Source organism: Streptomyces thermospinosisporus, assembly GCF_039526425.1.
In the GTDB taxonomy this organism is placed as follows: domain Bacteria; phylum Actinomycetota; class Actinomycetes; order Streptomycetales; family Streptomycetaceae; genus Streptomyces; species Streptomyces thermocarboxydovorans.
On record NZ_BAAAIZ010000078.1, the window covers coordinates 19461 to 45898 of the forward strand.

The following is a 26438-nucleotide window of genomic DNA, read 5'->3' on the forward strand; positions in this document are numbered from 1 at the left end:
TCCGGTCGCGGGGTTCGGCCGCAGCGCGGCCTCGACTGATGATGCCGTGCAGGAGTGAGCGACGTTTCACGTGAAACACGATGCACAGCAGTCGAGGCAGCTTTGCCGCGACACTCCGGCACGAAGGCTATGGCAGCTTGTGTGGAGTACGCCCGCCCTGACGACGGGCCCGTGCGGAGCACGTCCTGTCCCGAGGACGGGCCTTGTGCGGAGTACGCCCAACCCCGGGACGGACCCCGCCGGGACGCACCCCGCTTCGGAGCGCTAGCCGCGACGCCGACGCGCCCGACCCGTACGTGCGGCCTTGGCCCGCTTTGCCGCGAAGCGCACCCCGCCGGGGCTCTCGCCCACCTCGACCCGCACCACGGTGGACATCAGGTCCACGACTCCCTGCCCCACATGCACGATGGAGGTGGCCACGGCGCCCAGCTTGCTCAGGGCCGTGGCCGCGTTCTTCAGCTCCTCCTCGGCGGTGTCGCCCTTGAGGGCGAGCATCTCGCCATAGGGCCGCAGCAGGGGGATGCCCCAGGCGGCGAGGCGGTCGAGCGGCGCCACGGCACGGGCGGTCACCACATGGACCGGGGGCAGCTTCCCCATGACCTCCTCGGCCCGGCCGCGCACCACCGTCACATGGTCCAGGCCCAGCAGCTCCACGACCTCGGTCAGGAAGGTCGTCCGCCGCAGCAGCGGCTCCAGCAACGTGATCTTGAGGTCGTCGCGGACCAGCGCCAGGGGAATGCCCGGCAGCCCGGCTCCCGAGCCGACGTCGCACACCGTCACGCCCTCCGGCACGACCTCCGAGAGCACCGCGCAGTTCAGCAGATGCCGCTCCCACAGGCGCGGCACCTCTCGCGGGCCGATCAGACCACGCTGCACGCCCGCCTCCGCGAGCAGCTCTGCGTACCGCACCGCATCCGCGAAACGATCACCGAAGACCTCGCGTGCCTGCTCCGGCGCGGGGGGAAGCTCCGCTGCCTCCGTCACGGGGGACCGTCCTTCCGCATACGTGCCGGCACGGGCGCCGGCACCAGAACCACAGAACATCAGGCTGACAAAGTTCGGCCCCGCCTGCGCAACAGACGGGGCCGGTGGAACGTAGTGCCGATCAGGCGGGCAGCACGACGACGAAGCGCTGCGGCTCCTCGCCCTCGGACTCGCTGCGCAGGCCCGCGGCCTTGACCGCGTCGTGCACGACCTTGCGCTCGAAGGGCGTCATCGGCTTGAGCCGCACGGCCTCGCCGCTGCTCTTGGCCTCGGCGGCCGCCTTGGCGCCGAGCTCCGACAGCTCGGCCCGCTTCTTGGCCCGGTACCCGGCGATGTCGAGCATCAGCCGGCTGCGGTCGCCGGTCTCCCGGTGCACGGCCAGGCGCGTGAGCTCCTGGAGCGCTTCCAGCACCTCGCCGTCACGACCGACCAGCTTCTGCAGGTCACGGCTGCCCGTGTCGCTGATGATCGAGACGGAGGCGCGGTCGCCTTCGACGTCCATGTCGATGTCGCCGTCGAGGTCGGCGATGTCGAGCAGACCCTCCAGGTAGTCCGCCGCGATGTCGCCCTCCTGCTCGAGGCGGGTCAGGGTGTCTGCACCCTCGGCAGCGGCGGAGGTGGTGCCTTCCGTCACGGGATGGACTCCTTCTACTTCTTCGACGGGGACTTGGGCCGCTGCGGGCCCTTGCGCTGTCCGGACTGGGCCTTGCTGCGGGTACCGCTGCCGGGCTTCGACGGGTTCTTCTTGGCCCCGCTCGCAGCCTTGGCGTCACCCTTGGGCTGACCGGTCTTGGTCAGCGACATCGGCTCGCCGGCCGCCTTGGCGGCCTGGCGCTGCGCCTTGGTCTGCCGCTTGGGCTGCTGACGCCTGGGGGCGGTGGTGACGGGCGCGCCGTCCTCGGCCTGGGCGGCGGCCGTGGCCTCGCTCTTGATCACCGACCCGTCGGCCTGGGCCGCCAGGCCGGCCTTGTTCAGACCGTTGATGAACTTGCGCTCGAACTCGTTGCGGTCCCGGCCCTTGGCGACGATCGCCTTGACGATGGCCCGCTCGCGGCGGCCGCGGGTCCCGCCGTGCTTGGTGACATGCTTGGAGAGGCGCTCCAGGTAGGCGGCCTGTGCCTTGGAACCCGGGGTCGGGTTGTTGTGGATGACATACATCTGCTGGCCCATGGTCCACACGTTGGTGGTCAGCCAGTAGACGAGGACACCGACCGGGAAGTTGATGCCGAAGACGGCGAAGATGACGGGGAAGACGTACATCAGCATCTTCTGCTGCTGCATGAACGGCGTCTTCACCGTGGTGTCGACGTTCTTCGTCATCAGCTGCCGCTGCGTGTAGAACTGCGACAGCGACATCAGGATGATCATGACCGCGGTCACGACCCGCACGTCGGTCAGCGACGCGTTGAGCTCGGCCAGCTTGGCCGGGCTGTCCATGAACTTCGCGGCGAGCGGGGCGCCGAAGATGTGGGCCTTCTGGGCGCTCTGCAGGAGCGACCCGTCGATGAAGCCGATCTCCTTGTTCGAGGCGATGCTGTTCAGGACGTGGTACAGGGCGAAGAAGAACGGCGACTGCGCCAGGATGGGAAGGCACGAGGAGAGCGGGTTGGTGCCCGTCTCCTTGTAGAGCTTCATCATCTCTTCGGACTGGCGCTGCCGGTCGTTCTTGTAACGCTCCTGGATCTTCTTCATCTCCGGCTGGAGCGTCTGCATGGCCCGCGTCGCCTTGATCTGCTTCACGAAGAGCGGGATCAGGCAGATACGGATCAAGATCACCAGGGACACGATGGACAGGCCCCAGGCCCAGCCCGTGTCCGGGCCGAAAAGGGCGCCGTACACGCTGTGGAACTGGACGATGACCCAGGAGACGGGTGTCGTGATGAAACTGAAGAGGCTGGCAATCGTGTCCACTAATCATGCTCCTTGGGCATGGGACGAGGTCTCTGCGGCCGGGCTCGAAGGACTCGTCGGACTTGTGGGGGAAGTCTGTCCTTCGGTGGCCGGTTCGGCGGCGGAGGGCCCGCCCTTGCGTGCACGCCAGGCGTTACGCAGCATTTCGTGCCACCGCGGACGCTTGCGCGGCGGGACATGGTCCACACCGCCCAGCGACCACGGATTGCACCGCAGGATGCGCCAGGCCGTGAGTGCTGTGCCCTTGACGGCACCGTGCCGGTCGATGGCCGTGTAGCCGTAGTGGGAGCACGACGGGTAGTACTTGCACACCGGCCCCAGCAGCGGACTGATCGTCCACTGGTAGAGCTTGATCAGGGCCAGCAGCGGGTACTTCATCTCGTGCCCCCTCCCAGGAGCCGCTCGAGGGCGGCATCCAGGTCTCGGGCCAGCTGGGCTTGGTCGGCGTCACCCGCTCCGGGCAGCGCGCGTACGACTACCAGGCTACCGGGGGGCAACTGGGCGATCCGGTCCCGCATCAGATGGCGAAGCCTGCGCTTCACCTTGTTGCGGACGACGGCTCCGCCCACGGCCTTGCTCACGACGAAACCCGCACGCGCCGGGGGAGCGCTCTCCCCAGGCGCATGCGGGTCCTTGGCACCGCTACGAAGGTGCACGACGAGGTGCTGGCGTCCGGCCCGGCGGCCTCGTCGTACCGCAGTCGCGAAGTCCTCGCGCCGCCTCAGCCGGTTCTCGGGGGGCAGCACGACGTCATGACCTGACCGGTATCAGGCGGACAGACGGGCGCGACCCTTGCTGCGGCGGGACGCGAGAATCGCGCGGCCGGCACGGGTGCGCATCCGCAGCCGGAAGCCGTGGGTCTTGGCGCGGCGACGGTTGTTCGGCTGGAAGGTGCGCTTGCTCACTCGGGGGCTCCAGAAAAGAATCGGTAATTGCGGGGTGCCGCCTTGGCTGTCACCGTGCGCCCACGAGTAGCTCGCGTTACGCCCCAGTGCACCGCTGACCGATCACCGTGGTTCACCCCCGCAGTGGCGGGGACGTGATCTTTGCCCATCGGAGGCAGGCGGCAGCAGCCATCGACAACTCGACCTGGTTACGGTACGCGCGGCTGCGCCATTCGGTCAAACCAGCGCCCGCCGGGAGACACTTGTCCACAGGCTGGGGACAACAACTTGAACCGCACCGGCCGCCCTGACTACCGTGACTGAACTCCAATTCGTTCCCTTGTCACTCGACCATCCCCTTTACATCCCGACCCGTCCCCGAATCACACGTTCGAGGGACCTGTGAGAGAGCGTGCCCTGTGGCTGACGTACCTGCCGATCTTGCCGCAGTGTGGCCACGTGTACTGGAGCAGCTCCTCGGCGAGGGTCGCGGCCAAGGGGTCGAGGCGAAGGACGAGCACTGGATCCGGCGCTGCCAGCCCCTGGCCCTCGTCGCCGACACGGCGCTGCTCGCGGTGCCGAACGAGTTCGCCAAGAACGTACTCGAGGGGCGGCTGGCCCCGGTCGTCAGCGAGACTCTGAGCCGCGAGTGCGGCCGCCCCATCCGGATCGCGATCACCGTCGACGACTCCGCGGGTGAGCCCCCGGCACCCCCGGCGCCCCGGCCCCAGCCGCGTTACGAGGAGCCCGAGCTCCCGGCCGCACGCCCGGAGCAGCAAAACCGCGGCGACCAGCGCGACCAGCGCGACCAGCGCGAACAGCGCGATCAGTACGACAGCGGCTACGGGGGCTACGAGCCCTACGGCCGCCGCCGCGCCGACCAGCATCCGTCCGGCGACGACCTGCCCACCGCGCGTCCCGCCTACCCCTCGGAGTACCAGCGCCCGGAGCCCGGCTCCTGGCCGCGGCCGCCCCAGGACGAGTACAGCTGGCAGCAGCAGCGGCTCGGCTTCCCCGACCGCGATCCGTACGCCTCGCCGGGCCCGGAGAGCTACGCCGGCGGGCCCTCCTCCCAGGACTACGGGCAGGACTACCGCCCGCAGCCGCCCGAGCGCCCCGGCTACGATCCGCAGCGCTCCGACTACGACGGCTCACGTGGTGACTACGACCGCGGGGACTACGAGCGGGGTGACCGCGGCGAGTACGACCGTGGTGACCGCGGTGACTACGAGCAGCGGGACGCCGCGCGCCGTGAGCTGCCCGAGCCCCCGCCCGGCTCCGGGCACGTCCACCGCGGCGGCCCCGCCGGCCCGAACCTGCCGACCACCGGAGCACCCGGCCCGCTGGCGGCGCAGCCCGCGCCCGCGCCCGGTCCCGGTGAGCCCACCGCCCGCCTGAACCCGAAGTACCTCTTCGACACCTTCGTCATCGGTGCGTCCAACCGCTTCGCGCACGCCGCGGCGGTGGCCGTCGCCGAGGCGCCGGCGAAGGCGTACAACCCCCTGTTCATCTATGGGGAGTCGGGGCTCGGCAAGACGCATCTGCTGCACGCGATCGGGCACTACGCCCGCAGCCTCTATCCAGGCACGCGGGTGCGGTACGTCAGCTCGGAGGAGTTCACCAACGAGTTCATCAACTCCATCCGGGACGGCAAGGGCGACAGCTTCCGCAAGCGCTACCGCGAGATGGACATCCTGCTCGTCGACGACATCCAGTTCCTGGCGGACAAGGAGTCGACGCAGGAGGAGTTCTTCCACACCTTCAACACGCTCCACAACGCCAACAAGCAGATCGTGCTCTCCAGCGACCGGCCGCCCAAGCAGCTGGTGACGCTGGAGGACCGGCTGCGGAACCGTTTCGAGTGGGGTCTGATCACCGACGTCCAGCCGCCGGAGCTGGAGACCCGTATCGCGATCCTGCGCAAGAAGGCGGTGCAGGAGCAGCTCAATGCCCCGCCGGAGGTGCTGGAGTTCATCGCCTCCCGCATCTCGCGGAACATCCGCGAGCTGGAGGGCGCGCTGATCCGGGTGACGGCGTTCGCCTCGCTCAACCGGCAGCCGGTGGACCTGGGGCTGACCGAGATCGTCCTGAAGGATCTGATCCCGGGCGGCGACGACGCGACGCCCGAGATCACCTCGACGGCGATCATGAGCGCGACCGCCGACTACTTCGGGCTCACGGTCGAGGACCTGTGCGGCAGCTCGCGCGGCCGCCAGCTGGTCACCGCCCGCCAGATCGCCATGTATCTGTGCCGGGAGCTGACGGATCTGTCGCTGCCGAAGATCGGTGCGCTGTTCGGCGGCCGCGACCACACCACGGTGATGCACGCCGACCGGAAGATCCGCAATCTGATGGCCGAGCGGCGCTCGATCTACAACCAGGTCACCGAGCTCACCAACCGCATCAAGGCGGGCTGACGACGAGGCGGCGCCGGCGGCGCCCACGCCTCACAGAGCCACGAGAGGTTTCGCGCAAGGCGCTCCCGGAGCGGATCCGGGGGCGCCTTTCCTCGTCTCTGAGGTCCTCCGGCCTTCTCCGGCCTTCTCCGTGCCCTTCCCCGCCGCTCTCCCGTTGTTCGATTAACTGCCCGGTTACGGCCTCTCTCCACAGATTCGGTGACTTTTTCCCGTCCACATCCTGGGGACCGCGAAGTTGTCCCGATCTTGTCCACAGCGGCCCCGGCCGGGGACCCATCCGCCCAGATCAGCCGGTTGTGGATCCGTGGACAGGGGATCTCCACAGCCTGTGGACGGGAAGCTGATCCACAGCCTGTGCATCGAGTTGTCCACGGACAACCCACAGGCTGAGGGCTGTTGTCCCCAGAGTTCACCGGGTTCTCCACATGACTGTCCACTGTTCGGCAACCCGGCGCGCCCTCTCACCGTGTCGAGTGAAAGGCGTCACATCATGCTGCCGAGAGGGGCTGTGGGAAAGAGCGCCGAAACTGGGGACGACTCTGGGGAGAACTCGCCCCTGCCTGTGCACGGACTGTGCAGAACTTTCCGTTCTCCACAGAGGGCCCGAGTTGTCCACGGATCCCGCCCACAGGGCCCGTGGACAAAATCCCGCCGCTGACCTGCGAAAACGAGGTTATCCACGGTATCCACAGGCCCTACTACTACCCCCAACCAGAGAGAGCGAGGAATTCGTTTCGAAGCGGGCCCTGTGCACAACTCGCTCTCTCGACCCCGCCCGTCCCTCGTCACGACTTGACCCCGAGGGGCACCTACTGTCAGTGCGGTGCGTCAGACTGGTCCCCGGTGTCCTTCCCCACCCCGGGGCTCACGACACCGAGTCAGACGACGAAGCCGAAGCAGGGCGACAAGCGCCGGCAACAGCAGGAGGCGGCAACAGTGAAGATCCGGGTGGAACGCGACGTACTCGCGGAGGCAGTGGCCTGGGCGGCGCGCAGCCTTCCGGCCCGTCCGCCGGCGCCTGTCCTCGCCGGCCTTCTGCTGAAGGCGGAGGACGGCCAGCTGAGCCTGTCCAGCTTCGACTACGAGGTCTCCGCGCGGGTGTCCGTCGAGGCCGAGGTCGAGGAGGAGGGCACGGTCCTGGTCTCCGGCCGCCTGCTCGCCGACATCTCGCGCGCCCTCCCCAACCGCCCGGTGGAGATTTCCACAGACGGTGTACGGGCGACGGTGGTCTGCGGCTCCTCCCGGTTCACGCTCCACACCCTGCCTGTGGAGGAGTACCCGGCCCTGCCGCAGATGCCGAACGCGACGGGCACGGTCCCCGGTGAGGTCTTCGCCTCCGCGGTCCAGCAGGTCGCCATCGCCGCCGGCCGGGACGACACGCTGCCGGTGCTGACGGGTGTGCGCATCGAGATCGAGGGCGACACGGTGACGCTGGCGTCCACCGACCGCTACCGCTTCGCGGTCCGCGAGTTCCTGTGGAAGCCGGAGGACCCGGACGCCTCCGCGGTCGCCCTGGTGCCGGCCAAGACGCTGCTGGACACCGCCAAGTCGCTGACCAGCGGTGACCAGGTCACCCTGGCGCTGTCCGGCTCGGGCGCGGGCGAGGGCCTGATCGGTTTCGAGGGCGCCGGCCGCCGCACCACCACGCGGCTCCTCGAGGGCGACCTGCCCAAGTACCGCACGCTGTTCCCGACGGAGTTCAACAGCGTCGCCGTGATCGAGACCGCCCCCTTCGTGGAAGCCGTCAAGCGTGTGGCGCTGGTCGCGGAGCGCAACACCCCGGTGCGGCTGAGCTTCGAGCAGGGCGTGCTCATCCTGGAGGCCGGCTCCAGCGACGACGCACAGGCTGTGGAAAGGGTGGACGCCCAGCTGGAGGGCGACGACATCTCGATCGCCTTCAACCCGACCTTCCTGCTGGACGGCCTGAGCGCCATCGACGCCCCGGTGGCCCAGCTGTCGTTCACCACGTCGACCAAGCCGGCGCTGCTCAGCGGCCGCCCGGCGGTGGACGCGGAGGCGGACGAGGCCTACAAGTACCTGATCATGCCGGTGCGCCTGAGCGGCTGAGGCTGGTCCCCGGTCGTGGGGGGCGCCCGGCTGTCCACAGGTGTGGAGAAAAACCGCAGGTGAGGGCGTGTGCGGATGAGCGCGTATGCCCACAGATGTGCGTGAGCGTCCGGGTTTAGGCTCGGGGCGGTACGTCAGTGCCGCGGCACACCCGTGCCGCCACGTCACGTCGCAACCTAAGGAACTCATCTGATGGAGCTCGGTCTCGTCGGCCTCGGCAAGATGGGCGGCAACATGCGCGAGCGGATCCGCCGCGCCGGCCACACCGTCTACGGATACGACCGCAACCCGGACCTCGCCGATGTCCACAGCCTCGAGGAGCTTGTGGGCAAGCTCGCCGCCCCGCGGGTGGTGTGGGTGATGGTTCCGGCCGGCGAGCCCACCGAGTCCACCATCGACCGGCTCGGCGAGCTGCTGGAGCCCGGCGACGTCGTGGTGGACGGCGGCAACTCCCGCTGGACGGACGACGAGAGGCGCGCCGAGGAGCTGGCCGCCAAGGGCATAGGCTTCGTCGACTGCGGTGTCTCCGGCGGCGTCTGGGGTCTGGAGAACGGCTACGCGCTGATGTACGGCGGCGACAAGGAGAACGTCGCCAAGGTGCAGCCGGTCTTCGACGCGCTCAAGCCGGAGGGCGACTTCGGCTCGGTGCACGCCGGCAAGGTCGGCGCGGGCCACTTCGCGAAGATGGTCCACAACGGCATCGAGTACGCGATGATGCAGGCCTACGCCGAGGGCTGGGAACTGCTGGAGAAGGCCGACCCCGTGACGGACGTCCGGGAGGTCTTCCGCTCCTGGCAGGAGGGCACGGTCATCCGCTCCTGGCTGCTCGATCTCGCGGTGAAGGCGCTGGACGAGGACGAGCACCTGGACGGGCTCCGGGGTTATGCACAGGACTCCGGTGAGGGACGCTGGACTGTGGAGGCCGCGATCGACAACGCGGTCCCTCTGCCGGCGATCACCGCCTCGCTGTTCGCACGGTTCGCCTCGCGTCAGGAGGACTCGCCGCAGATGAAGATGATCGCGGCGCTGCGCAACCAGTTCGGCGGCCACGCGGTCGAGAAGAAGTAGCAACACGGCAGGCAGGAAGCAGGCCGTCACCGCCGAGTGACGGAGCGGAAAGCCACCCAGAGGTACCGGGAGGTCGGCGAACGACCATGCACGTCACGCATCTGTCGCTGGCCGACTTCCGCTCCTATCCCCGGGTCGAGGTCCCGCTCGACCCGGGGGTGACGGCGTTCGTCGGCCCGAACGGGCAGGGCAAGACGAACCTGGTCGAGGCGGTCGGCTATCTCGCCACGCTCGGCAGCCACCGGGTCTCCTCCGACGCCCCCCTGGTGCGGATGGGCGCCGACCGCGCGATCATCCGGGCCCAGGTGCGCCAGGGCGACCGGCAGCAGCTGGTGGAGCTGGAGCTGAACCCGGGCCGGGCCAACCGCGCCCGCATCAACCGGTCCGCGCAGGTCAGGCCGCGGGACGTACTCGGCATCGTGCGCACCGTGCTGTTCGCGCCGGAGGACCTCGCCCTGGTCAAGGGGGACCCCGGCGAGCGGCGCCGGTTCCTGGACGAGCTGATCACCGCCCGCTCTCCACGCATGGCCGGGGTGCGCTCCGACTACGACCGGGTGCTCAAGCAGCGCAACACCCTGCTGAAGTCGGCCGCGCTGGCCCGCCGGCACGGCGGCCGGACCATGGACCTGTCCACCCTCGACGTCTGGGACCAGCATCTCGCCCGGGCCGGCGCCGAGCTGCTCGCCCAGCGTCTGGACCTGATCGCCGCGGTGCAGCCGCTGGCCGACAAGGCGTACGAGCAGCTGGCGCCCGGCGGCGGACCGGTGACCCTGGAGTACAAGGCGTCCGCGCCCGGCGAGGCGCACACCCGCGAGGACCTGTTCGAGCAGCTGCTGGCCGCGCTCGCCGAGTCCCGCAAGCAGGAGATCGAGCGGGGCGTCACACTCGTCGGCCCGCACCGCGACGACCTGCTGCTCAAGCTGGGCCAGCTCCCCGCCAAGGGCTACGCCTCCCACGGCGAGTCCTGGTCCTGCGCCCTCGCGCTGCGCCTGGCCTCCTACGACCTGCTGCGTGCCGAGGGCAACGAGCCGGTGCTGGTGCTCGACGACGTCTTCGCCGAGCTGGACACCCGCCGCCGTGAGCGCTTGGCCGAGCTGGTGGCGCCCGGTGAGCAGGTCCTGGTGACCGCGGCCGTCGACGACGACGTCCCCCATGTGCTGTCCGGGGCGCGCTTCGCCGTGGCCGATGGGACGGTGGAGCGCGTATGAGCGAGCCCGAGACGCCCCGGAGCGGCACGGACCGCCCGGACGGCACGAAGGACCCCGGCAGAACACCCGAGCCCTCCGGTGTCGACCTCGCGCGGGTGGCCCTGCGCGCGGCCAGGGAGGCGGCGCGCGCCCGGGGAGAGGCGGCACAGCAGAAGCAGCAGGCGCGCCGCGGTGGCGGCCTGCGCTCCGGCGCGCGCACCGACCGGCGCGACCCGATGGCACTGGGCCCGGCGATCAACCGGCTGATCGCGGAGCGCGGCTGGGAGGCACCGGCCGCCGTGGGCGGGGTGATGGGCCGCTGGCCGGAGATCGTCGGCGAGGACGTGGCCAAGCACTGCGAGCCCGAGCGGTACGACGAAAACGAGCGGGTGCTGTTCGTCCGCTGCGACTCCACGGCCTGGGCGACCAACCTCCGGCTGCTCGCCCCCACCCTGGTCGCCCGGCTCAACGAGGACCTGGGCCACGGCACGGTCCGCCTGATCAAGGTCAACGGCCCCAGCGCCCCCACCCGCCGCTACGGCCCCCTCCGCGCCCCGGGCAGCACCGGCCCCGGCGACACGTACGGCTAGGGCTCTCGAAGTACAGCCCCCCGGCGCGTGCCCGGACGTCGCCGCACGCCGGGAAGACCTCGCCAGAACTGGGACGACGCGTTCTGCGGGCCCCCTTTCGACCCGTTTCGGAACCGCTCGTTCCGGCCTCCGGGTGTCGCTTCGCACACCCCGGTGGTGAGCCGTCGCGGAAGGTTGACGGGCGGAAGCGCTGAGTGCCCTTGTGAGCCCCTTGGAGCCCCCATCCGCATATCGGGAGTCGGCCGAGGGCGGTTCAGGGCGGCATATGAGGGCTCAGGGACCCGCAAAGCCCCATCGATGTCAGCGCTACCGGTAGACTGGAAGACGATCCCGCCCCAAACGTGGGGACCGTCCGGGAGAAGCTGAGCAACGCTGATCAAGGCTTACCGACGCAACATGCCGCAGCCGCTCACGGCGACCGCCGACGAGCCCGGCTCGTGCTGTGCCAGAAAGGGCGCTTCGTGGCCGATTCCGGCAACCCCAACGAGAACATCCCGTCCACCGAGGCCCCGGCCGGAGGCGCCGAGGGCTCAGACGCCGTGTCGTACGACGCCAGTGCCATCACCGTCCTCGAGGGTCTGGACGCGGTCCGCAAGCGACCCGGCATGTACATCGGCTCGACCGGTGAGCGTGGCCTGCACCACCTCGTGTACGAGGTGGTCGACAACTCCGTCGACGAGGCGCTGGCCGGGCACGCGGACACCATCGATGTGACGATCCTCGCGGACGGCGGCGTACGCGTCGTCGACAACGGCCGCGGCATCCCGGTGGGCATCGTGCCCTCCGAGGGCAAGCCGGCCGTCGAGGTCGTGCTGACCGTGCTGCACGCGGGCGGCAAGTTCGGCGGCGGCGGCTACGCGGTCTCCGGTGGTCTGCACGGCGTCGGCGTCTCCGTCGTCAACGCCCTCTCCAGCCGGGTGTCCGTCGAGGTCAAGACCGACGGGTACCGCTGGACGCAGGACTACAAGATGGGCGTGCCCACGGCTCCGCTCCAGCGGCACGAGCCGACGGACGAGACCGGCACCTCCGTCACCTTCTGGGCCGACCCGGACATCTTCGAGACCACCGACTACTCCTTCGAGACGCTCTCGCGGCGTTTCCAGGAGATGGCGTTCCTCAACAAGGGCCTGACCATCCGGCTCACCGACGAGCGGGAGTCGGCCAAGGCCACCGCCGGTGCGGACGAGGCCGGCGCGGACGAGCTGGCCGAGGAGCAGAAGGCCAAGACCGTCACGTACCACTACGAGGGCGGCATCGTCGACTTCGTGAAGTACCTCAACTCCCGCAAGGGAGACGTGGTGCACCCCAGCGTGATCTCCCTCGAGGCGGAGGACAAGGACAAGAGCCTGTCCCTCGAGGTGGCCATGCAGTGGAACACCGGCTACAGCGAGGGCGTCTACTCGTTCGCCAACATCATCCACACCCACGAGGGCGGCACCCACGAGGAGGGCTTCCGCGCGGCGCTCACCTCGCTGATCAACAAGTACGCGCGCGACCGCAAGCTGCTGCGTGAGAAGGACGACAACCTCACGGGTGACGACATCCGCGAGGGCCTGACCGCGATCATCTCGGTCAAGCTGAGCGAGCCGCAGTTCGAGGGCCAGACCAAGACCAAGCTGGGCAACACGGAGGCCAAGACCTTCGTGCAGAAGGCGGTCTACGAGCACCTCAGCGACTGGCTGGACCGCAACCCGAACGAGGCGGCCGACATCGTCCGCAAGGGCATCGCCGCGGCCACCGCGCGGGTGGCGGCCCGCAAGGCGCGCGACCTGACCCGCCGCAAGGGCCTGCTGGAGACCGCCTCCCTGCCGGGCAAGCTCTCCGACTGCCAGTCGAACGACCCCGCCAAGTGCGAGATCTTCATCGTCGAGGGTGACTCCGCGGGCGGCTCGGCCAAGTCCGGCCGGAACCCGGAGTACCAGGCGATCCTCCCGATCCGCGGCAAGATCCTCAACGTCGAGAAGGCGCGCATCGACCGCATCCTGCAGAACCAGGAGATCCAGGCGATGATCTCCGCGTTCGGCACCGGCGTGCACGAGGACTTCGACATCAGCAAGCTCCGCTATCACAAGATCATCCTGATGGCGGACGCCGACGTCGACGGCCAGCACATCAACACCCTGCTGCTGACCTTCCTGTTCCGCTTCATGCGCCCGCTGGTCGAGGCCGGGCACGTGTACCTCTCCCGTCCGCCGCTCTACAAGATCAAGTGGGGCAAGGACGACTTCGAGTACGCGTACTCCGACCGCGAGCGGGACGCGCTGATCGAGATGGGCCGCCAGGCAGGCAAGCGCATCCGCGAGGACTCGGTGCAGCGCTTCAAGGGTCTCGGTGAGATGAACGCCGAGGAGCTGCGCATCACCACGATGGACCAGGAGCACCGCGTCCTCGGCCAGGTCACGCTCGACGACGCCGCCCAGGCCGACGACCTGTTCTCGGTGCTGATGGGCGAGGACGTCGAGGCCCGCCGCGCGTTCATCCAGCGCAACGCCAAGGACGTCCGTTTCCTCGACATCTGAGTCGGTCTCAGCTGACCGCACCCGGAAGGACTTTCACCAGCAATGACCGACGAGAACACCCCTGTCACCACGCCCGAGGGCGAGCCCCTGGCCCTGCGTGTCGAGCCCGTCGGGCTCGAGACGGAGATGCAGCGCTCGTACCTCGACTACGCGATGTCCGTCATCGTCTCGCGTGCGCTGCCGGACGTCCGGGACGGCCTCAAGCCCGTCCACCGGCGCGTGCTGTACGCGATGTACGACGGCGGCTACCGCCCCGAGCGCGGCTTCTACAAGTGCGCCCGTGTCGTCGGCGACGTCATGGGCAACTACCACCCGCACGGCGACTCCTCGATCTACGACGCGCTGGTCCGCCTGGCGCAGCCGTGGGCGATGCGGATGCCGCTGGTGGACTCCAACGGCAACTTCGGCTCCCCGGGCAACGACCCGGCGGCGGCGATGCGCTACACCGAGTGCAAGATGGCGCCGCTGTCGATGGAGATGGTCCGTGACATCGACGAGGAGACCGTCGACTTCACGGACAACTACGACGGCCGCTCCCAGGAGCCGACCGTCCTGCCGGCCCGCTTCCCGAACCTGCTGATCAACGGCTCGGCCGGTATCGCGGTCGGCATGGCGACCAACATCCCGCCGCACAACCTGCGCGAGGTCGCCGCCGGTGCCCAGTGGTACCTGGAGAACCCGGAGGCCTCGCACGAGGAGCTGCTGGACGCGCTGATCGAGCGCATCAAGGGCCCCGACTTCCCGACCGGCGCCCTGGTGGTGGGCCGCAAGGGCATCGAGGAGGCCTACCGCACCGGCCGCGGCTCGATCACCATGCGCGCGGTGGTCGAGGTCGAGGAGATCCAGAACCGCCAGTGCCTGGTCGTCACCGAACTGCCCTACCAGGTCAACCCGGACAACCTCGCGCAGAAGATCGCCGACCTGGTGAAGGACGGCAAGATCGGCGGCATCGCGGACGTCCGCGACGAGACCTCCTCGCGCACCGGCCAGCGCCTGGTGATCGTGCTCAAGCGGGACGCGGTCGCCAAGGTCGTGCTGAACAACCTGTACAAGCACACCGATCTGCAGACCAACTTCGGCGCCAACATGCTGGCCCTGGTGGACGGCGTGCCGCGCACGCTGTCGCTGGACGCGTTCATCCGCCACTGGGTGAACCACCAGATCGAGGTCATCGTCCGCCGCACCCGCTTCCGGCTGCGCAAGGCCGAGGAGCGCGCCCACATCCTGCGCGGTCTGCTGAAGGCCCTGGACGCCATCGACGAGGTCATCGCGCTGATCCGGGGCAGCGAGACCGTCGAGGTCGCCCGCGGCGGCCTGATGGACCTGCTGGAGATCGACGAGATCCAGGCCAACGCGATCCTGGAGATGCAGCTCCGCCGCCTGGCGGCCCTGGAGCGGCAGAAGATCGTCCAGGAGCACGACGACCTGCAGGCGAAGATCAACGAGTACAACGAGATCCTCGCCTCGCCGGTCCGCCAGCGCGGCATCGTCAGCCAGGAGCTGGCCGCGCTGGTCGAGAAGTACGGCGACGACCGCAAGACGCAGCTGATCCCCTACGAGGGCGACATGTCCATCGAGGACCTGATCGCCGAGGAGGACATCGTCGTCACGGTCACCCGCGGCGGCTACATCAAGCGCACCAGGACCGACGACTACCGCGCCCAGAAGCGCGGCGGCAAGGGCGTGCGCGGGGCGAAGCTCAAGGAAGACGACATCGTCGACCACTTCTTCGTCTCGACCACCCACCACTGGCTGCTGTTCTTCACCAACAAGGGCCGCGTCTACCGAATCAAGGGCTATGAACTGCCCGACGCCGGCCGGGACGCGCGCGGGCAGCACGTGGCCAACCTGCTGGCCTTCCAGCCGGACGAGACGATCGCCGAGATCTTCGCGATCCGCGACTACGAGGCCGCGCCGTATCTGGTCCTGGCCACCAAGGGCGGCCTGGTCAAGAAGACCCCGCTGAAGGACTACGACTCCCCGCGCTCCGGCGGTGTGATCGCGATCAATCTGCGCGAGCGCGAGGACGGAACCGACGACGAACTGATCGGTGCCGAACTGGTTTCGGCCGATGACGATCTGCTGCTGATCAGCAAGAAGGCACAGTCGATCAGGTTCACCGCCTCGGACGAGACGCTGCGTCCCATGGGCCGTGCGACCTCGGGCGTCAAGGGCATGAGCTTCCGCGAGGGAGACGAACTGCTCTCGATGAATGTTGTCCGACCCGGTACGTTCGTGTTCACTGCCACGGACGGCGGGTACGCGAAGCGGACCTCCGTCGACGAGTACCGCGTCCAGGGTCGCGGCGGCCTCGGCATCAAGGCCGCCAAGATCGTGGAGGACCGGGGTTCGCTCGTCGGCGCGCTGGTGGTCGAGGAGAACGACGAGATCCTCGCCATCACGCTGTCGGGCGGTGTGATTCGCACGCGAGTCAACGAGATCAGGGAAACCGGCCGTGACACCATGGGCGTTCAACTGATCAACTTGGGCAAGCGCGATGCCGTGGTCGGCATCGCCCGGAACGCCGAGGCGGGACGCGAGGCGGAGGAAGTCGACGGTGAGGCCGACGACACCGCCGAGGCGACGACCGGCACGGACCAGGGCGGGGAGCCCTCGTCCGAGTAGCACGAGGAGTGAGTCAGCGTGAGCGGAGCCACGGGCACCGGACCGACCGGTACCAGCAGGGGAACGGACGGCGGTGGCCGTGGCTCCGCCGCGCAGGCACCCGACCCGCACACGACCAACCTGAAGCCGGTGAGGGTGCCCGCGAACGACTCGTCCTCGCCGAAGCCACAGCCATCCCAGGGGGGAACGGTGACGGACACCCGAGGCCCGCAGCAGGCCGCGCCGGACCAGGGCGCCGCCGCCCAGGCGGCCTCACCGCTGCCCGGGGAGCGGCACCCGCAGCAGCCGGCGGGGCCCTACCACCCGCCGCAGGCCTACCCGGCGCAGCCCGCGGCGGGACCGGCCGGCGCGGTACGGCGCCCGCGCACGGGGGCGACCACCACCCCGCGCGTGCGCAAGGCCCGGCTGCGCGTGGCCAAGGCCGACCCCTGGTCGGTCATGAAGGTCAGCTTCCTGCTCTCCATCGCGCTGGGCATCTGCACGATCGTCGCCTCCGCCGTCCTGTGGATGGTGATGGACGCCATGGGCGTCTTCTCGACCGTCGGCGGCACCATCTCCGAGGCGACCGGCTCCAACGAGTCGAACGGCTTCGACCTGCAGTCCTTCCTGTCGCTGCCGAACGTGCTGCTGTTCACCACGATCATCGCGGTCATCGACGTCGTCCTGGCCACGGCCCTGGCGACGCTCGGCGCCTTCATCTACAACCTCTCCGCGGGCTTCGTGGGCGGCGTCGAGCTGACACTGGCCGAGGACGAGTAGCCCGCACCGGCGGGCCCCGGGTAACCGATTTTGGGACTCCCCCTCTCGTGCGCTAATCTTCAGGGGTCAGCGCGCGGGACACACACCGCAGAGCGCGGCGGGGCTATAGCTCAGTTGGTTAGAGCGCATCCCTGATAAGGATGAGGCCACAGGTTCAAATCCTGTTAGCCCCACCAGCACGAAGACCCCCGGTCCGATTGGGCCGGGGGTCTTTCTTCGGCGTCCGGTGCTGTCAGTGCTGTCGGCTGCTGTCCGGATGCGTATCGCTTACCTCCGAGGTAATCGCGGCGTGCGGCATCCCTGGCTACGTTTGCGTTCCCCCGCGGGACCGAACGAAGGAGCCGGACATGCCCGCCTACGGGTTCGCGCACCTGCGTGACCGTCGACACCACCCGGACATCCTCGAGTACCTCGAGGGGATCCAGAGCACCCTCGACCCGTTCCACGGCCGCTTCCTGATCCACGGCCCGCCGGCGGCGGTACTGGAGGGCAGCTGGCCGGGCAGCATGGTGCTGATCGAGTTCCCCGGCGTGGCCGAGGCCCGCGCCTGGTACCAGTCCCCCGAGTACCAGCAGATCCTCCGCCTGAGGACCGACCACATCGACGGAGATGTCGTACTCGCCGAGGGCGTAGGCCCGGGGTACGACCCGCGCGAACGCGCGGAGAAGCTCGGGGCGGAGGCGGCTGAGGAGCGCGCATGAGCGCATAGGGCTGTGCTGGACAGAACTGTGCTGGACAGAACTGTGCTGGACAGAGCGTGCTGGACAGAGCGTGCTGGACAGGGAAAAGCCCGGCTGCTCCGGGGAGGAGCTGCCGGGCCTGCGTGTGCCGTGGGGCTGTACGCAAGTTCGCCAGGACTTTCAACTGCCGGACGGCACGAGATGGCTGGGTTGCTGAGGATGGCCGGAGGAGCGGCCGGGGGGTCAGCGCTGGAGTGGGGTGCTGCTGGTGGTCGAGGGGCCCGATGGGGAAGCGGCGCCGGACTGGGGTGCGGTGCCGGACTGGGACGCGGTGTCGGACGGGGAGGCCGTGTCGGGGGCGCACATCAGCAGGTCCGCGTTGGTGCCCACGGCGAGGAGGTGCCGGCAGCGGGGGGACTTGCCGTGGGCCTCGGCGTGGATGCGCTGCTTCATCGTGGGGGGCAAGGCGCTGGGCCGGGGCGAGAGCCGCAGGAGCACCGCCGGGGCCGCCGTGGTGTCGGCGGCGCGCTCCGTGTTGCGCGCCGTCTCGGTCTGCGGTACGGCCGCCGAGGCGGTGGTGGTGGACAGGCCGAGCGCCGTGCAGAGCGCGAGGAAGGCGGTGACGATGACGGTCCACAGCTTCATGACCTTGTTCTTGGCCATGGTCCCCTCACTTTCGGGTTGGGCGATTTGCGTACTTTGCTCATGATGTGTATGAGGGCCGAGAAGTGGTGGACCGACGCCCGTGGCGCGTGGATGTTCAGATGAACACCACCCGGATGGACGCAAGGCGGCCGAGAAAAGGAGAAGCACGGAGCAAATCGGCCAAATCAACGGTCCGTGAGGGTGTGATCACCCTCCGATCGGATCGAGGTGATCACCGGCTAAAGCGCTGCGGCGGGCGGGAGTTGAGGGCCGACATAGGTCACCGATCGGTATCGGTCGGTGTGTATAGTCGGGCGCCAGAGGTCCCCTACGTCAAGGAAAGACGAGGTCGCGCGGTGAAGAAGCTTCTCCTGGTCGCACTGGCCGCCATCGGCGGGCTCCTCGTGTACCGCCAGATCCAGGCGGATCGCGCCGAGCAGGATCTGTGGACGGAGGCGACTGACTCCGTGCCCACGGGTTCGTGAGTACCGACAACCGACGCTGAACAGGCCCCGGCCGCGCTTGCGGTCGGGGTTTTGTGTGCGGTGAACCTTGCTCACGGGCCGCCGCCGCGGGGCAGGATGGGCGGCGGCGCGGCGTACGAATGATCACGTACGGGCCGACGCCGAGGCAGAGGGACGCCCCGGCAGGAAGCGAGGAGTGGCGCGTGAGGGGACGGCGGTGCAGGGCGTGGGGGCGGCGCGCACGGCTCGTACAGGGGCGTCCGGTGGCTCGCGGGCGCGCGGGCGTGGCGTTGCTCACGACCGCGCTGCTGCTGGCCCCGGCCGCGGCTCTGGGGTCGGGGCAGTCGGCGCACGCCGCCGCCGGTACCACGCGGTTCTCCGGGGGGCCCAAGGCCGCGAGTGGTGTTTCGAAGACGTTGAAGGCGGCGCCGGGAACGCCGGGGGGCTATGCCTTCGCCGATGATGCTCAGCGCGTCGAGGGTGCGGCTAGCACGGGGGCGGCTCCGACGCTGACGGCGGGCCGGAGTTATCGCAGCACCCTGCCGGCGTCCGGTCCGGTGCACTACGGCGTCCAGCTCGACGGGACGTCGAATGCGTACGTCTCCGTCACCGCCGTTCCGCCGGCGGGCGGCACCGCCGCGGTCTCCGACGGCCTCAAGGTGTCCCTGCGGGACGGCGCCGGCCGCTCGTGCGATCTCGACACCGCGACTATCGGAGCCGGCCGCAGCCCCCGCCCCGTCACCGCCTGGGCCGTTCGGGAGATCTCGCCGAGAAGGTCCCTGTGCAGGGAGGCCGGGACCTACTACGTGTCGGTCGAGCGCGCCGATCCGGACGGCAGAGGAGCCTCCCCCGAGCCCTGGGAGCTGGAGCTCGCCGTGGTCTCCGAGCCGCCGGTGAAGGAGGAGGGGTCGGCCGGCGCGCCCGGGGCCTGGAACTCCGCGACCCCGGATCCCCTCACGGGAGAGGAGCAGCGGCGGCCGGGCGGAGCGGGATTCGCCGAGGCGGCTCTGATCGGAGAGGGGGTCTGGCGGGATGACATCAGGCCCGGCCGGACGGTGTTCTACCGGGTCCCCGTCGACTGGGGGCAGCAGCTGCACGTCACCGCCGAGCTGGGCGGCTCGGGCTCCGGCCGCTCCGGTTTCGTCCCCTCCGCCCTGGACCTGGACCTCTACAACCCCGTCCGCGGCCACGTCGCCGACCTGGGCATCGGCTACGACGGCAGCCAGAAGACGGAGAGCCTGACTCCCTTGCCGCCCGTGGCCCACGCCAACCGGCAGGCACCCAACAGCAAGGTGTCGGCCGTGCGCTTCGCCGGTTCCTACTACCTCGTGGCCCACCTCTCGGCGGAGGTGGCGGAGGAGTTCGGCGACGAGCCCGTGCCGTTGGTGCTGCGGGTACGGGTGGGCGGTTCGGCACAGGACGGGCCCGGCTACCAGGGGGATTCCGTGCCGGCGGGCATCTTCACCGTCACGGAAGAGGACCGGGAGGCGGCGGCCGAGGGCACGGCGGACGGCGACGGTACCGCGATGCGGGCGCTGGCCGTGGGCGGCATCGGCACGGGGAGCGCGCTTCTGCTGGGGCTCGGGGTGTGGACGGTCGTGGCCCGCAGGCGGGCGGCTCCCTAGCGGGCATACGCTGCGGGTGGGCGGTCAGATCTGGGTGAGGGCCCAGAAACCCACGGCGTAGCAGGCCAGGGCGAGCAGCAGGAGGGGCACGGCCACCTTGGCCGGAGGGCCCGGGCGACGGCGCCGGCGGCCGGTCGGTCCGGTCTGCGGAATCGCTGCGTTCGGAGTGGGAACCTGCGCGACCTGGGCGGTGTATTCAGCAGTGAAGGCCTCGGCGGGCTGGTGCCAGGCCGGGGCGGGATACGCCGGTGGATGAGACTGGGGGGAGCGCAGCGGGTGAGTGGGGTCGTTGGGGGAGACGGGCGCGGCGGGGGCCTGAGGGTGCAGTGCGCCGTGATGGAGGGCTTGTCCCGGTGGTGGGGGCGTGCTGGGCGGGGTCGGAGCGATCGGTGTGGCGGGGGAGCTGCCCGTGGCCGGCGGCGGAGGCAGGTGGAAGCTGCCGGTGTCCGACATACCGGCCGGTTGCTCCGGAGCGGAGGGCTGAGCGGGGGCGGGCGGCTGCTCGGGTGCCTGTGGGTGGCGTGGGCTGCCGGCCGGGGGCGCGAGTCCGGGCGGTGCGGAGGCGGGGGGAGCGGTGTGCTGCCACGGGTCGGTGGTGCCGGGCGACACGGAGCCGGGGCCGGGGTGGCCGACACCGGTACCGGTGCCCATGCCGGTGCTGTGACCTGCGGCGATTCCGCTGCCGGACGCCGAGACCGGCCGCCCGCCCGCAGGAGCGGGCCCGCCTGTGGGACCAGGCCTGCCCGTGGAGCCAGGCCCGGTTGCGGCACCGGGCCTGCCTGCGGAGACGGGCCCGTTCGTGGGGCCAGGCCCGTCTGCGGCACCGGGCCCGTCGGCGGAGCCGGGTCCGCCCGTGGCACCTTGCCCGCCTGTGGACCCGGGCTCGCCAGTGAGGCCGGGCCCGCCCGCGGTGAAGCCGGCGGAGGCGGCCCCGCTGCCGGAGAACTCGGCCGGGCCACCAGGTTCCCTACCGCCACCGGACAGATCTGCCGAGCCGGCCCCGCCCCCGGCTCCCGCGCGGCCCACGCCTTCTCCTGCGGCCTCCGGCAGATGGCCCGGCGCGGCCCCCGGCAGATGGCTCGGTGCTGCGGACTCCGCCAGTTGGCCCGGCACCCCGCCTTCCGGCCCCTCACCCGTGCCCGCCCCCGCGGCTCCAGCAGAGATCCGGCCTCCGGCCGCACCCCCCGCTTCCCCCGCCGTGGACTGCCGAGCCTCCGCGGACCGGGACGGCGGAGCGGCGAGGGCGCCCTCGCCCTCGCCGGACGGCGGACGACGGCCACCGCTCGGGCTCGTCACGCCGGAGGCCCGCTTCACGGGGCCGTCCTCCGCGAACCCCGGGGGCAGCGGCCCGAGCTGGTCGAAGATCTCGATCTGCTCGTCGTCGGGGCCGGGCTCCGGAAGGAGCTCCGCCGCCGCGGCGAGCGCCTTGCGCGCCCCGGTGGCGGTACGGAAGCGCGCCGCCGGATCCGGTTGCAGCAGGGTCGACACGACCTGCCACAGCGGCTCCGGAATGCCCTGGGGCGCTCCGGGCGTCCCGTGCTCCGTGAAGTACTGGACGAGGGCCTTGGCGTCCGGCTTGGCGCCCTCCAGCAGATACAGCGCGACCAGGCCCACGGCGAACAGGTCGGCGGGGAAGTCCGGCTCCGAGCCCATCATCTGCTCGGGGGCGATATAGCCGGGCGTGCCGACGACCAGGTTGGTCTCGGTCAGCCGGGGCTCGCCCAGCCGCATGGCGATGCCGAAGTCGGACAGGCGCAGCCGTGGCCGGGCCGTCCCCGTCGCCTCCAGGAGCACATTGGCGGGCTTGATGTCGCGGTGCACCACGCCCTCCGCGTGCACCGCGGCCAGTCCGGCCAGCAGCTGGTCGAGCAGGGTGCAGACATACGCGGGCGGCAGAGGCCCGTAGTCGTTCACCAGGTGGACCAGCGAGCCGCCGGCGACGAGGTCCATGGTGAAGAGCACCTTGTCGTCGTCGGCGGCCCAGCTGGTCGGCGCGAGGACATGGGGATGGTCGATGCGCAGGGCCTGCTCGCGCACGAAGCGGAGCAGCGAGTGCGCGTCGCTCTGGAGAAGGACCTTGGCGGCCACATAGCGCCGCCGGCGATGGTCCCAGGCGCGCCAGACGGCACCGACGCCTCCGCGGCCGATCGGGTCGACCAGCTCGTACCGGCCGGCGAACACCTCACCCATGGCTGAACGTCGCTCCTCCCCCAGCGATGGCCCCCGTGACTCCCCCTCTGCCTGCCCCTCGACGGGCGGTACGACTCCCCCGCCCCTCGCCGACCCCCCGATGTGCTCAACCCCCCAGTGCGTCGGTCCCCCCGGTGCCCGGCGGCTGCCGTACCCGCTGCGGCGGCCGGGCGGATGGTCAGCTCTGGTGGGACTGGTAGTGCGCCACCGCGTCGGAGGTGCGGCCGGCGCCGTAGACGCGGAGGAACTCCGCCAGCTCGGGGTGCGTGGGGGCGAGGGCGTCCGCGGCCTCGAGGATCTCGCTGGCGGCGGCCACCGAACGCAGCAGGGACTGGATCTCGCGGACCACCCGCTTGACCGTCGGCGCCCCCGAACTGTTCGTCGTCTGCGTGGTGTTGGTGAGTACCGAACCCCCCTGCGACTTCTTGATCTCCTCCATCCGCTCGGTCGCCTCGGCCGCGCTGACGCTGCCGTCCACGACCTGGCGGGCCAGGTCCTGCAGCAGCTGAACCCGCTGGACCACGGCCGGATTACCGATCTTCGCCCGCTGGCCGCTCATCAGCTGCGACAGCATCGGCGCCGACAGTCCCAGAACCCCCGCGAGACGAGCCTGGTTGAGACCGAGATCGTCTATCAGCCGGCGGAAGAGCGTCCCCAACGGCTCCCCGTACCAGGTCCGCTGCAGTTCCCGCGCTCTTGCGGTGGCTTCCTGCTGTGCAGCGTCCATTGCGTCTCCCCATCGCTTCCCCTAGAACTGCGGTTCGCTGTAGCGAACCACGCCGAGCATCTTACGGAGAGTGGTTGGTCACGGGGACCCCAATCTTTTTGCGGGATCCCGGGGGTGACCCGGTACTCTGGTCTCCGGCGCCCACCAGGACGGGATTCCTACAGGTGGACGCTTTGCTTCCGGGGCCTTAGCTCAGTTGGTAGAGCGCTGTCTTTGCATGGCAGATGTCAGGGGTTCGACTCCCCTAGGCTCCACCGCAGGTCAAACGCCCTCCGGGACCCTGTCCCGGAGGGCGTTTCCGCGTCAGATGCCACATGGAGTCCACATAGAGTCCACAACCACAACCCCTCCCACCTGCGGGCACGCGGTGAGAGGGGTCTTTTGTCGTCGCGTGGAGATCGTTTCACGTGAAACGGCGCGGCCGTCCGGGAGAGCGTCAACTCTCCCTTCCTGCCGCGTCGTTGCCCAGCCCGTGCTTCCTTCTCACGGCTGGTCGTCGCGCTTGGCGGCCTCCTCCTCGGCCTCCTTGGCCTGGACCTCAGGGTCCAGCGTGGACTGGCCGCTGCCGTCCACCGCGGTGAGCGTGCTGCCCTCCGGGACGTCCGTCGGGGCCGGCGGCTCCACCAGCCAGTCGGGGTTGGCCTGCTTGTCCCACCACTTCCAGGCGGCGAAGGCCCCGCCCGCGACGGCGCCCAGCACCAGCAGCACCCTGGCGGCCTTCCCGGCCTTGGCGCGCCGCTGCTGCTTGCGGACGAGCTTGTTGATCTGCTTGGCCGAGACCTGGCCGCGGAGAGCGGCCAGCACCGCAGCACTGCGCGCCGCTGCCTCGTCCTTGGCCGGTCCGGCGGCGGCCCTCGCCTGTTCGATCTTCGGCTTGGAGAACTCCGCCGCCTGACGCGCGGCCTTGCGCGTCCGGAGGGCCGCTTCCTGGGCGGCCAGGTCGACCTTGGGCGGCACATGCGCCCGGGCCTGCTCCAGATACGGCTGGACGTGTGCTCCGTACTGTGCGCGGGCCTGCCCTGCGGCCTGCGTCACCTTGGGCGCGAGCCGTACGCGTGCCTCGTGTGCGTAGTGCGCGGCCCTGACCTTGGCCGTGTCGGCGTAGGGCGCCACCACTTCCGCGGCGTGCAGCACGCTGTCCTTCGCCGAACCGGTCGCGGCGCGCACGCTGTCGATGCGGGTCACGGGTTCCTCCTCCTCGGTGGCGTACGGTATTTCGACTTTCCACCCTTTTACGGATCATGCCTGCGGGACGGCCGCGGGGCATGCGTGGACGGGCATACGGGTGCCGGTCGAACGTGATCAAGTGCGATCAGGTGCGATATGGAGTGCGATAGGGGGTGAATCCTGGGCAACGGGAGCTTGTCGCCGACAATGCCACGGATCGCCGCCGGGCGCTCCCGCTACGGAGCGACTCGTGCGGATTTCCGCAACCCGTTCGGCCCGGTTGCCCGCCCGTGCACCGAGGCCGGGCGACGAGGGGCCCGGTCCGTGCGAGGATCGGGGTGTCACGGAAAGACAACGGAAGGCACATCGTGGCTGAGCAGCTCTACGCCACCCTCAAGACCAACCACGGCGACATCAAGGTCCGGCTCTTCCCGGACCACGCGCCCAAGACGGTCAAGAACTTCGTCGAGCTCGCCAAGGGCGAGCGGGAGTGGGTCCACCCGCAGACCGGCGCCAAGACCACCGACAAGCTCTACGACGGCACGGTCTTCCACCGGGTGATCAGCGGCTTCATGATCCAGGGCGGTGACCCGCTCGGCAACGGCACCGGTGGCCCCGGCTACCAGTTCGAGGACGAGTTCCACCCGGACCTGCGCTTCGACAAGCCCTACCTGCTGGCCATGGCCAACGCCGGCCCGGGCACCAACGGCTCGCAGTTCTTCATCACCGTGGCCCCCACGGCCTGGCTGAACCGCAAGCACACCATCTTCGGCGAGGTCACGGACGCCGCCGGCCAGAAGGTCGTCGACAGCATCGCCTCCACTCAGACCAACCCGCGCACGGACCGTCCGGTCAAGGACGTCGTGATCGAGACGATCGAGATCACCGAGGGCTGAGAATCCGGCGTTCCGGGGGGTGAAAGCTCCCCGGAGGGAACCAATCGCCCCGCTCATCCGTAAGGATGGGCGGGGCGGGGCTTTTCCACACCACCGAGGGGATGTCATGGACGACCAGGCTGCGAGCAGCCAGCAGGACGCCCACAGCGTCCCTCACTGCTATCGGCACCCGGACCGTGAGACCGGCATCCGCTGCACCCGCTGTGAGCGTCCGATCTGCCCGGAATGCATGGTCAACGCCTCGGTGGGATTCCATTGCCCGGACTGCGTCCGCAGTGGGTCCGGTACCGGGCACGCGCCCTCCGCCTCGATGCCCCGCACGCTGGCAGGTGGCACGGTCGCGGCCGACCCCCACCTGATCACCAAGATCCTCATCGGCATCAATCTGGCCGTGTTCATCGCGGTCCAGATCAGCACCCCGCTGCTGAACGACCTGGTGCTGATCGGCCGCTGGCCGCAGCTGGAGGGTGTCGCGGACGGAGCGTGGTACCGCCTGCTGACCTCGGTGTTCACCCATGAGCAGATCTTGCATGTGGGCTTCAACATGCTCAGCCTGTGGTGGCTCGGCGGTCCGCTGGAGGCCGTGCTCGGCCGGGCCCGCTATCTGGCGCTCTTCCTGATCTCCGGTCTCGCCGGCAGTGCCCTCGCCTATCTGCTGAGCACGCCCACCACATCGACGCTCGGCGCGTCCGGGGCGGTCTTCGGTCTGTTCGGTGCCACCGCGGTCCTGATGCGGCGGCTCAACCAGGACATGCGGCCGATCGTCGCCCTGCTGGTGATCAACCTGATCTTCACCTTCACCTGGTCCAACATCTCCTGGCAGGCCCACATCGGGGGTCTGGTGGCCGGCCTGGTGGTGGGCTATGCGATGGTGCACGCCCCGCGCGAGAAGCGCTCGCTGGTCCAGTACGGCACCTGTGCGCTGGTGCTCGCCGCCATCGTCGTCCTGGTACTGCTGAGGACGGCCCAGCTCACCTGAGCGGGCTTTGTCCACAGCGAGTGGCGGATCTTGTGCACAGGGTGCGGGAACATC

Annotated in this window: 22 protein-coding genes, 2 tRNA genes and 1 pseudogene; 15 read left to right on the forward strand and 10 right to left on the reverse strand. The window is 69.9% G+C overall.

What is annotated here, in order from left to right:
- Positions 1–264: 264 nt before the first annotated feature.
- The 6 genes from rsmG to rpmH all read right to left on the reverse strand — a co-directional run bounded on the left by rsmG (position 265) and on the right by rpmH (position 3800).
- A complete protein-coding gene (gene rsmG, locus ABD207_RS23930) occupies positions 265–984 on the reverse strand; it encodes a 16S rRNA (guanine(527)-N(7))-methyltransferase RsmG (protein ID WP_344015173.1) in 720 nt (239 codons plus the stop codon).
- Positions 985–1105: 121 nt separating this feature from the next.
- On the reverse strand, positions 1106–1618 hold the full coding sequence (locus ABD207_RS23935; RefSeq protein ID WP_167995069.1) for a R3H domain-containing nucleic acid-binding protein: 513 nt from the start codon (positions 1616–1618) through the stop codon (positions 1106–1108).
- Positions 1619–1632: 14 nt separating this feature from the next.
- Positions 1633–2895: a membrane protein insertase YidC gene (gene yidC, locus ABD207_RS23940; protein WP_344015174.1), complete on the reverse strand. Its 1263-nt coding sequence runs from the start codon at positions 2893–2895 to the stop codon at positions 1633–1635.
- A gap of 3 nt (positions 2896–2898) precedes the next feature.
- On the reverse strand, positions 2899–3273 hold the full coding sequence (gene yidD, locus ABD207_RS23945) for a membrane protein insertion efficiency factor YidD (RefSeq protein WP_343999471.1): 375 nt from the start codon (positions 3271–3273) through the stop codon (positions 2899–2901).
- On the reverse strand, positions 3270–3641 hold the full coding sequence (gene rnpA, locus ABD207_RS23950; RefSeq protein WP_344015175.1) for a ribonuclease P protein component: 372 nt from the start codon (positions 3639–3641) through the stop codon (positions 3270–3272). The genes yidD and rnpA overlap by 4 nt, the downstream gene beginning before the upstream one ends.
- Positions 3642–3662: 21 nt before the next feature.
- Positions 3663–3800 carry a 50S ribosomal protein L34 gene (rpmH, locus tag ABD207_RS23955; RefSeq protein WP_003956500.1) on the reverse strand — a complete coding sequence of 46 codons (138 nt, stop codon included), beginning with the start codon at positions 3798–3800 and terminating at the stop codon, positions 3663–3665.
- Between the two features lie 398 nt (positions 3801–4198).
- Here rpmH and dnaA point away from each other — a divergent pair, with 398 nt between their 5' ends.
- The 10 genes from dnaA to ABD207_RS24005 all read left to right on the forward strand — a co-directional run bounded on the left by dnaA (position 4199) and on the right by ABD207_RS24005 (position 17712).
- Positions 4199–6196, forward strand: coding sequence for a chromosomal replication initiator protein DnaA (dnaA, locus tag ABD207_RS23960; RefSeq protein WP_344015176.1), 1998 nt, complete (start codon positions 4199–4201; stop codon positions 6194–6196).
- 936 nt (positions 6197–7132) lie between these two features.
- A complete protein-coding gene (dnaN, locus tag ABD207_RS23965; RefSeq protein WP_344015211.1) occupies positions 7133–8263 on the forward strand; it encodes a DNA polymerase III subunit beta in 1131 nt (376 codons plus the stop codon).
- A 192-nt stretch (positions 8264–8455) separates the two neighbouring features.
- Entirely contained in the window at positions 8456–9331 is an 876-nt protein-coding gene (gene gnd, locus ABD207_RS23970; RefSeq protein WP_344015177.1) for a phosphogluconate dehydrogenase (NAD(+)-dependent, decarboxylating), read from the forward strand.
- 86 nt (positions 9332–9417) lie between these two features.
- Positions 9418–10539, forward strand: coding sequence for a DNA replication/repair protein RecF (gene recF / locus ABD207_RS23975; RefSeq protein ID WP_344015178.1), 1122 nt, complete (start codon positions 9418–9420; stop codon positions 10537–10539).
- Complete coding sequence (locus ABD207_RS23980; protein ID WP_344015179.1) at positions 10536–11108, forward strand: DciA family protein; 573 nt, start codon at positions 10536–10538, stop codon at positions 11106–11108. Before recF ends, ABD207_RS23980 begins: the two co-directional genes overlap by 4 nt.
- 437 nt (positions 11109–11545) lie before the next feature.
- Entirely contained in the window at positions 11546–13627 is a 2082-nt protein-coding gene (gene gyrB / locus ABD207_RS23985) for a DNA topoisomerase (ATP-hydrolyzing) subunit B (RefSeq protein ID WP_344015182.1), read from the forward strand.
- A 42-nt stretch (positions 13628–13669) separates the two neighbouring features.
- Complete coding sequence (gene gyrA / locus ABD207_RS23990; protein ID WP_344015184.1) at positions 13670–16252, forward strand: DNA gyrase subunit A; 2583 nt, start codon at positions 13670–13672, stop codon at positions 16250–16252.
- Between the two features lie 18 nt (positions 16253–16270).
- Positions 16271–17011 (forward strand): DUF3566 domain-containing protein, encoded by a 741-nt coding sequence (locus tag ABD207_RS23995; protein WP_344015185.1) that lies wholly within the window; start codon positions 16271–16273, stop codon positions 17009–17011.
- A gap of 99 nt (positions 17012–17110) precedes the next feature.
- Positions 17111–17187 (forward strand) — tRNA-Ile (locus ABD207_RS24000).
- 171 nt (positions 17188–17358) lie between these two features.
- Complete coding sequence (locus ABD207_RS24005) at positions 17359–17712, forward strand: DUF1330 domain-containing protein (protein ID WP_344015186.1); 354 nt, start codon at positions 17359–17361, stop codon at positions 17710–17712.
- 222 nt (positions 17713–17934) lie between these two features.
- Here ABD207_RS24005 and ABD207_RS24010 read toward each other — a convergent pair whose 3' ends face one another.
- On the reverse strand, positions 17935–18354 hold the full coding sequence (locus ABD207_RS24010) for a DUF6344 domain-containing protein (protein ID WP_344015187.1): 420 nt from the start codon (positions 18352–18354) through the stop codon (positions 17935–17937).
- A 338-nt stretch (positions 18355–18692) separates the two neighbouring features.
- On the opposite strand from ABD207_RS24010, the gene ABD207_RS24015 reads away from it, so the two are divergent.
- Together ABD207_RS24015 and ABD207_RS24020 are read left to right on the forward strand one after the other, a co-directional pair.
- Positions 18693–18821 carry a DLW-39 family protein gene (locus ABD207_RS24015; protein ID WP_003999697.1) on the forward strand — a complete coding sequence of 43 codons (129 nt, stop codon included), beginning with the start codon at positions 18693–18695 and terminating at the stop codon, positions 18819–18821.
- A 263-nt stretch (positions 18822–19084) separates the two neighbouring features.
- Positions 19085–20425 (forward strand): hypothetical protein, encoded by a 1341-nt coding sequence (locus ABD207_RS24020; protein WP_344015188.1) that lies wholly within the window; start codon positions 19085–19087, stop codon positions 20423–20425.
- Positions 20426–21717: 1292 nt separating this feature from the next.
- Here the strand turns inward: ABD207_RS24020 and ABD207_RS32175 are convergent.
- A pseudogene (locus ABD207_RS32175) lies at positions 21718–22615 on the reverse strand (serine/threonine-protein kinase); the annotation flags it as partial.
- A 178-nt stretch (positions 22616–22793) separates the two neighbouring features.
- A complete protein-coding gene (locus ABD207_RS24030) occupies positions 22794–23342 on the reverse strand; it encodes a helix-turn-helix domain-containing protein (protein ID WP_344015190.1) in 549 nt (182 codons plus the stop codon).
- A gap of 181 nt (positions 23343–23523) precedes the next feature.
- Between ABD207_RS24030 and ABD207_RS24035 the strand changes: the two genes are divergently transcribed.
- Positions 23524–23596: transfer RNA gene (locus tag ABD207_RS24035), tRNA-Ala, on the forward strand.
- A 229-nt stretch (positions 23597–23825) separates the two neighbouring features.
- Here the strand turns inward: ABD207_RS24035 and ABD207_RS24040 are convergent.
- Positions 23826–24527: a DUF5324 family protein gene (locus ABD207_RS24040; RefSeq protein WP_344015191.1), complete on the reverse strand. Its 702-nt coding sequence runs from the start codon at positions 24525–24527 to the stop codon at positions 23826–23828.
- Between the two features lie 350 nt (positions 24528–24877).
- Between ABD207_RS24040 and ABD207_RS24045 the strand changes: the two genes are divergently transcribed.
- Together ABD207_RS24045 and ABD207_RS24050 are read left to right on the forward strand one after the other, a co-directional pair.
- Positions 24878–25405 (forward strand): peptidylprolyl isomerase, encoded by a 528-nt coding sequence (locus ABD207_RS24045; protein WP_343999439.1) that lies wholly within the window; start codon positions 24878–24880, stop codon positions 25403–25405.
- A gap of 106 nt (positions 25406–25511) precedes the next feature.
- Complete coding sequence (locus ABD207_RS24050; protein ID WP_344015193.1) at positions 25512–26384, forward strand: rhomboid family intramembrane serine protease; 873 nt, start codon at positions 25512–25514, stop codon at positions 26382–26384.
- The last annotated feature ends 54 nt before the right edge of the window (positions 26385–26438 follow it).

Excerpts from the sequence above, each read along its gene's own strand:
- ABD207_RS24005 (WP_344015186.1), top strand. The coding sequence starts at position 17,359 with ATGCCCGCCTACGGGTTCGCGCACCTGCGTGACCGTCGACACCACCCG.
- ABD207_RS24050 (WP_344015193.1), top strand. The coding sequence starts at position 25,512 with ATGGACGACCAGGCTGCGAGCAGCCAGCAGGACGCCCACAGCGTCCCT.
- yidD (WP_343999471.1), bottom strand. The coding sequence starts at position 3,273 with ATGAAGTACCCGCTGCTGGCCCTGATCAAGCTCTACCAGTGGACGATC.
- recF (WP_344015178.1), top strand. The coding sequence starts at position 9,418 with ATGCACGTCACGCATCTGTCGCTGGCCGACTTCCGCTCCTATCCCCGG.
- gyrA (WP_344015184.1), top strand. The coding sequence starts at position 13,670 with ATGACCGACGAGAACACCCCTGTCACCACGCCCGAGGGCGAGCCCCTG.
- gnd (WP_344015177.1), top strand. The coding sequence starts at position 8,456 with ATGGAGCTCGGTCTCGTCGGCCTCGGCAAGATGGGCGGCAACATGCGC.
- ABD207_RS24030 (WP_344015190.1), bottom strand. The coding sequence starts at position 23,342 with ATGGACGCTGCACAGCAGGAAGCCACCGCAAGAGCGCGGGAACTGCAG.
- ABD207_RS24010 (WP_344015187.1), bottom strand. The coding sequence starts at position 18,354 with ATGGCCAAGAACAAGGTCATGAAGCTGTGGACCGTCATCGTCACCGCC.
- ABD207_RS23980 (WP_344015179.1), top strand. The coding sequence starts at position 10,536 with ATGAGCGAGCCCGAGACGCCCCGGAGCGGCACGGACCGCCCGGACGGC.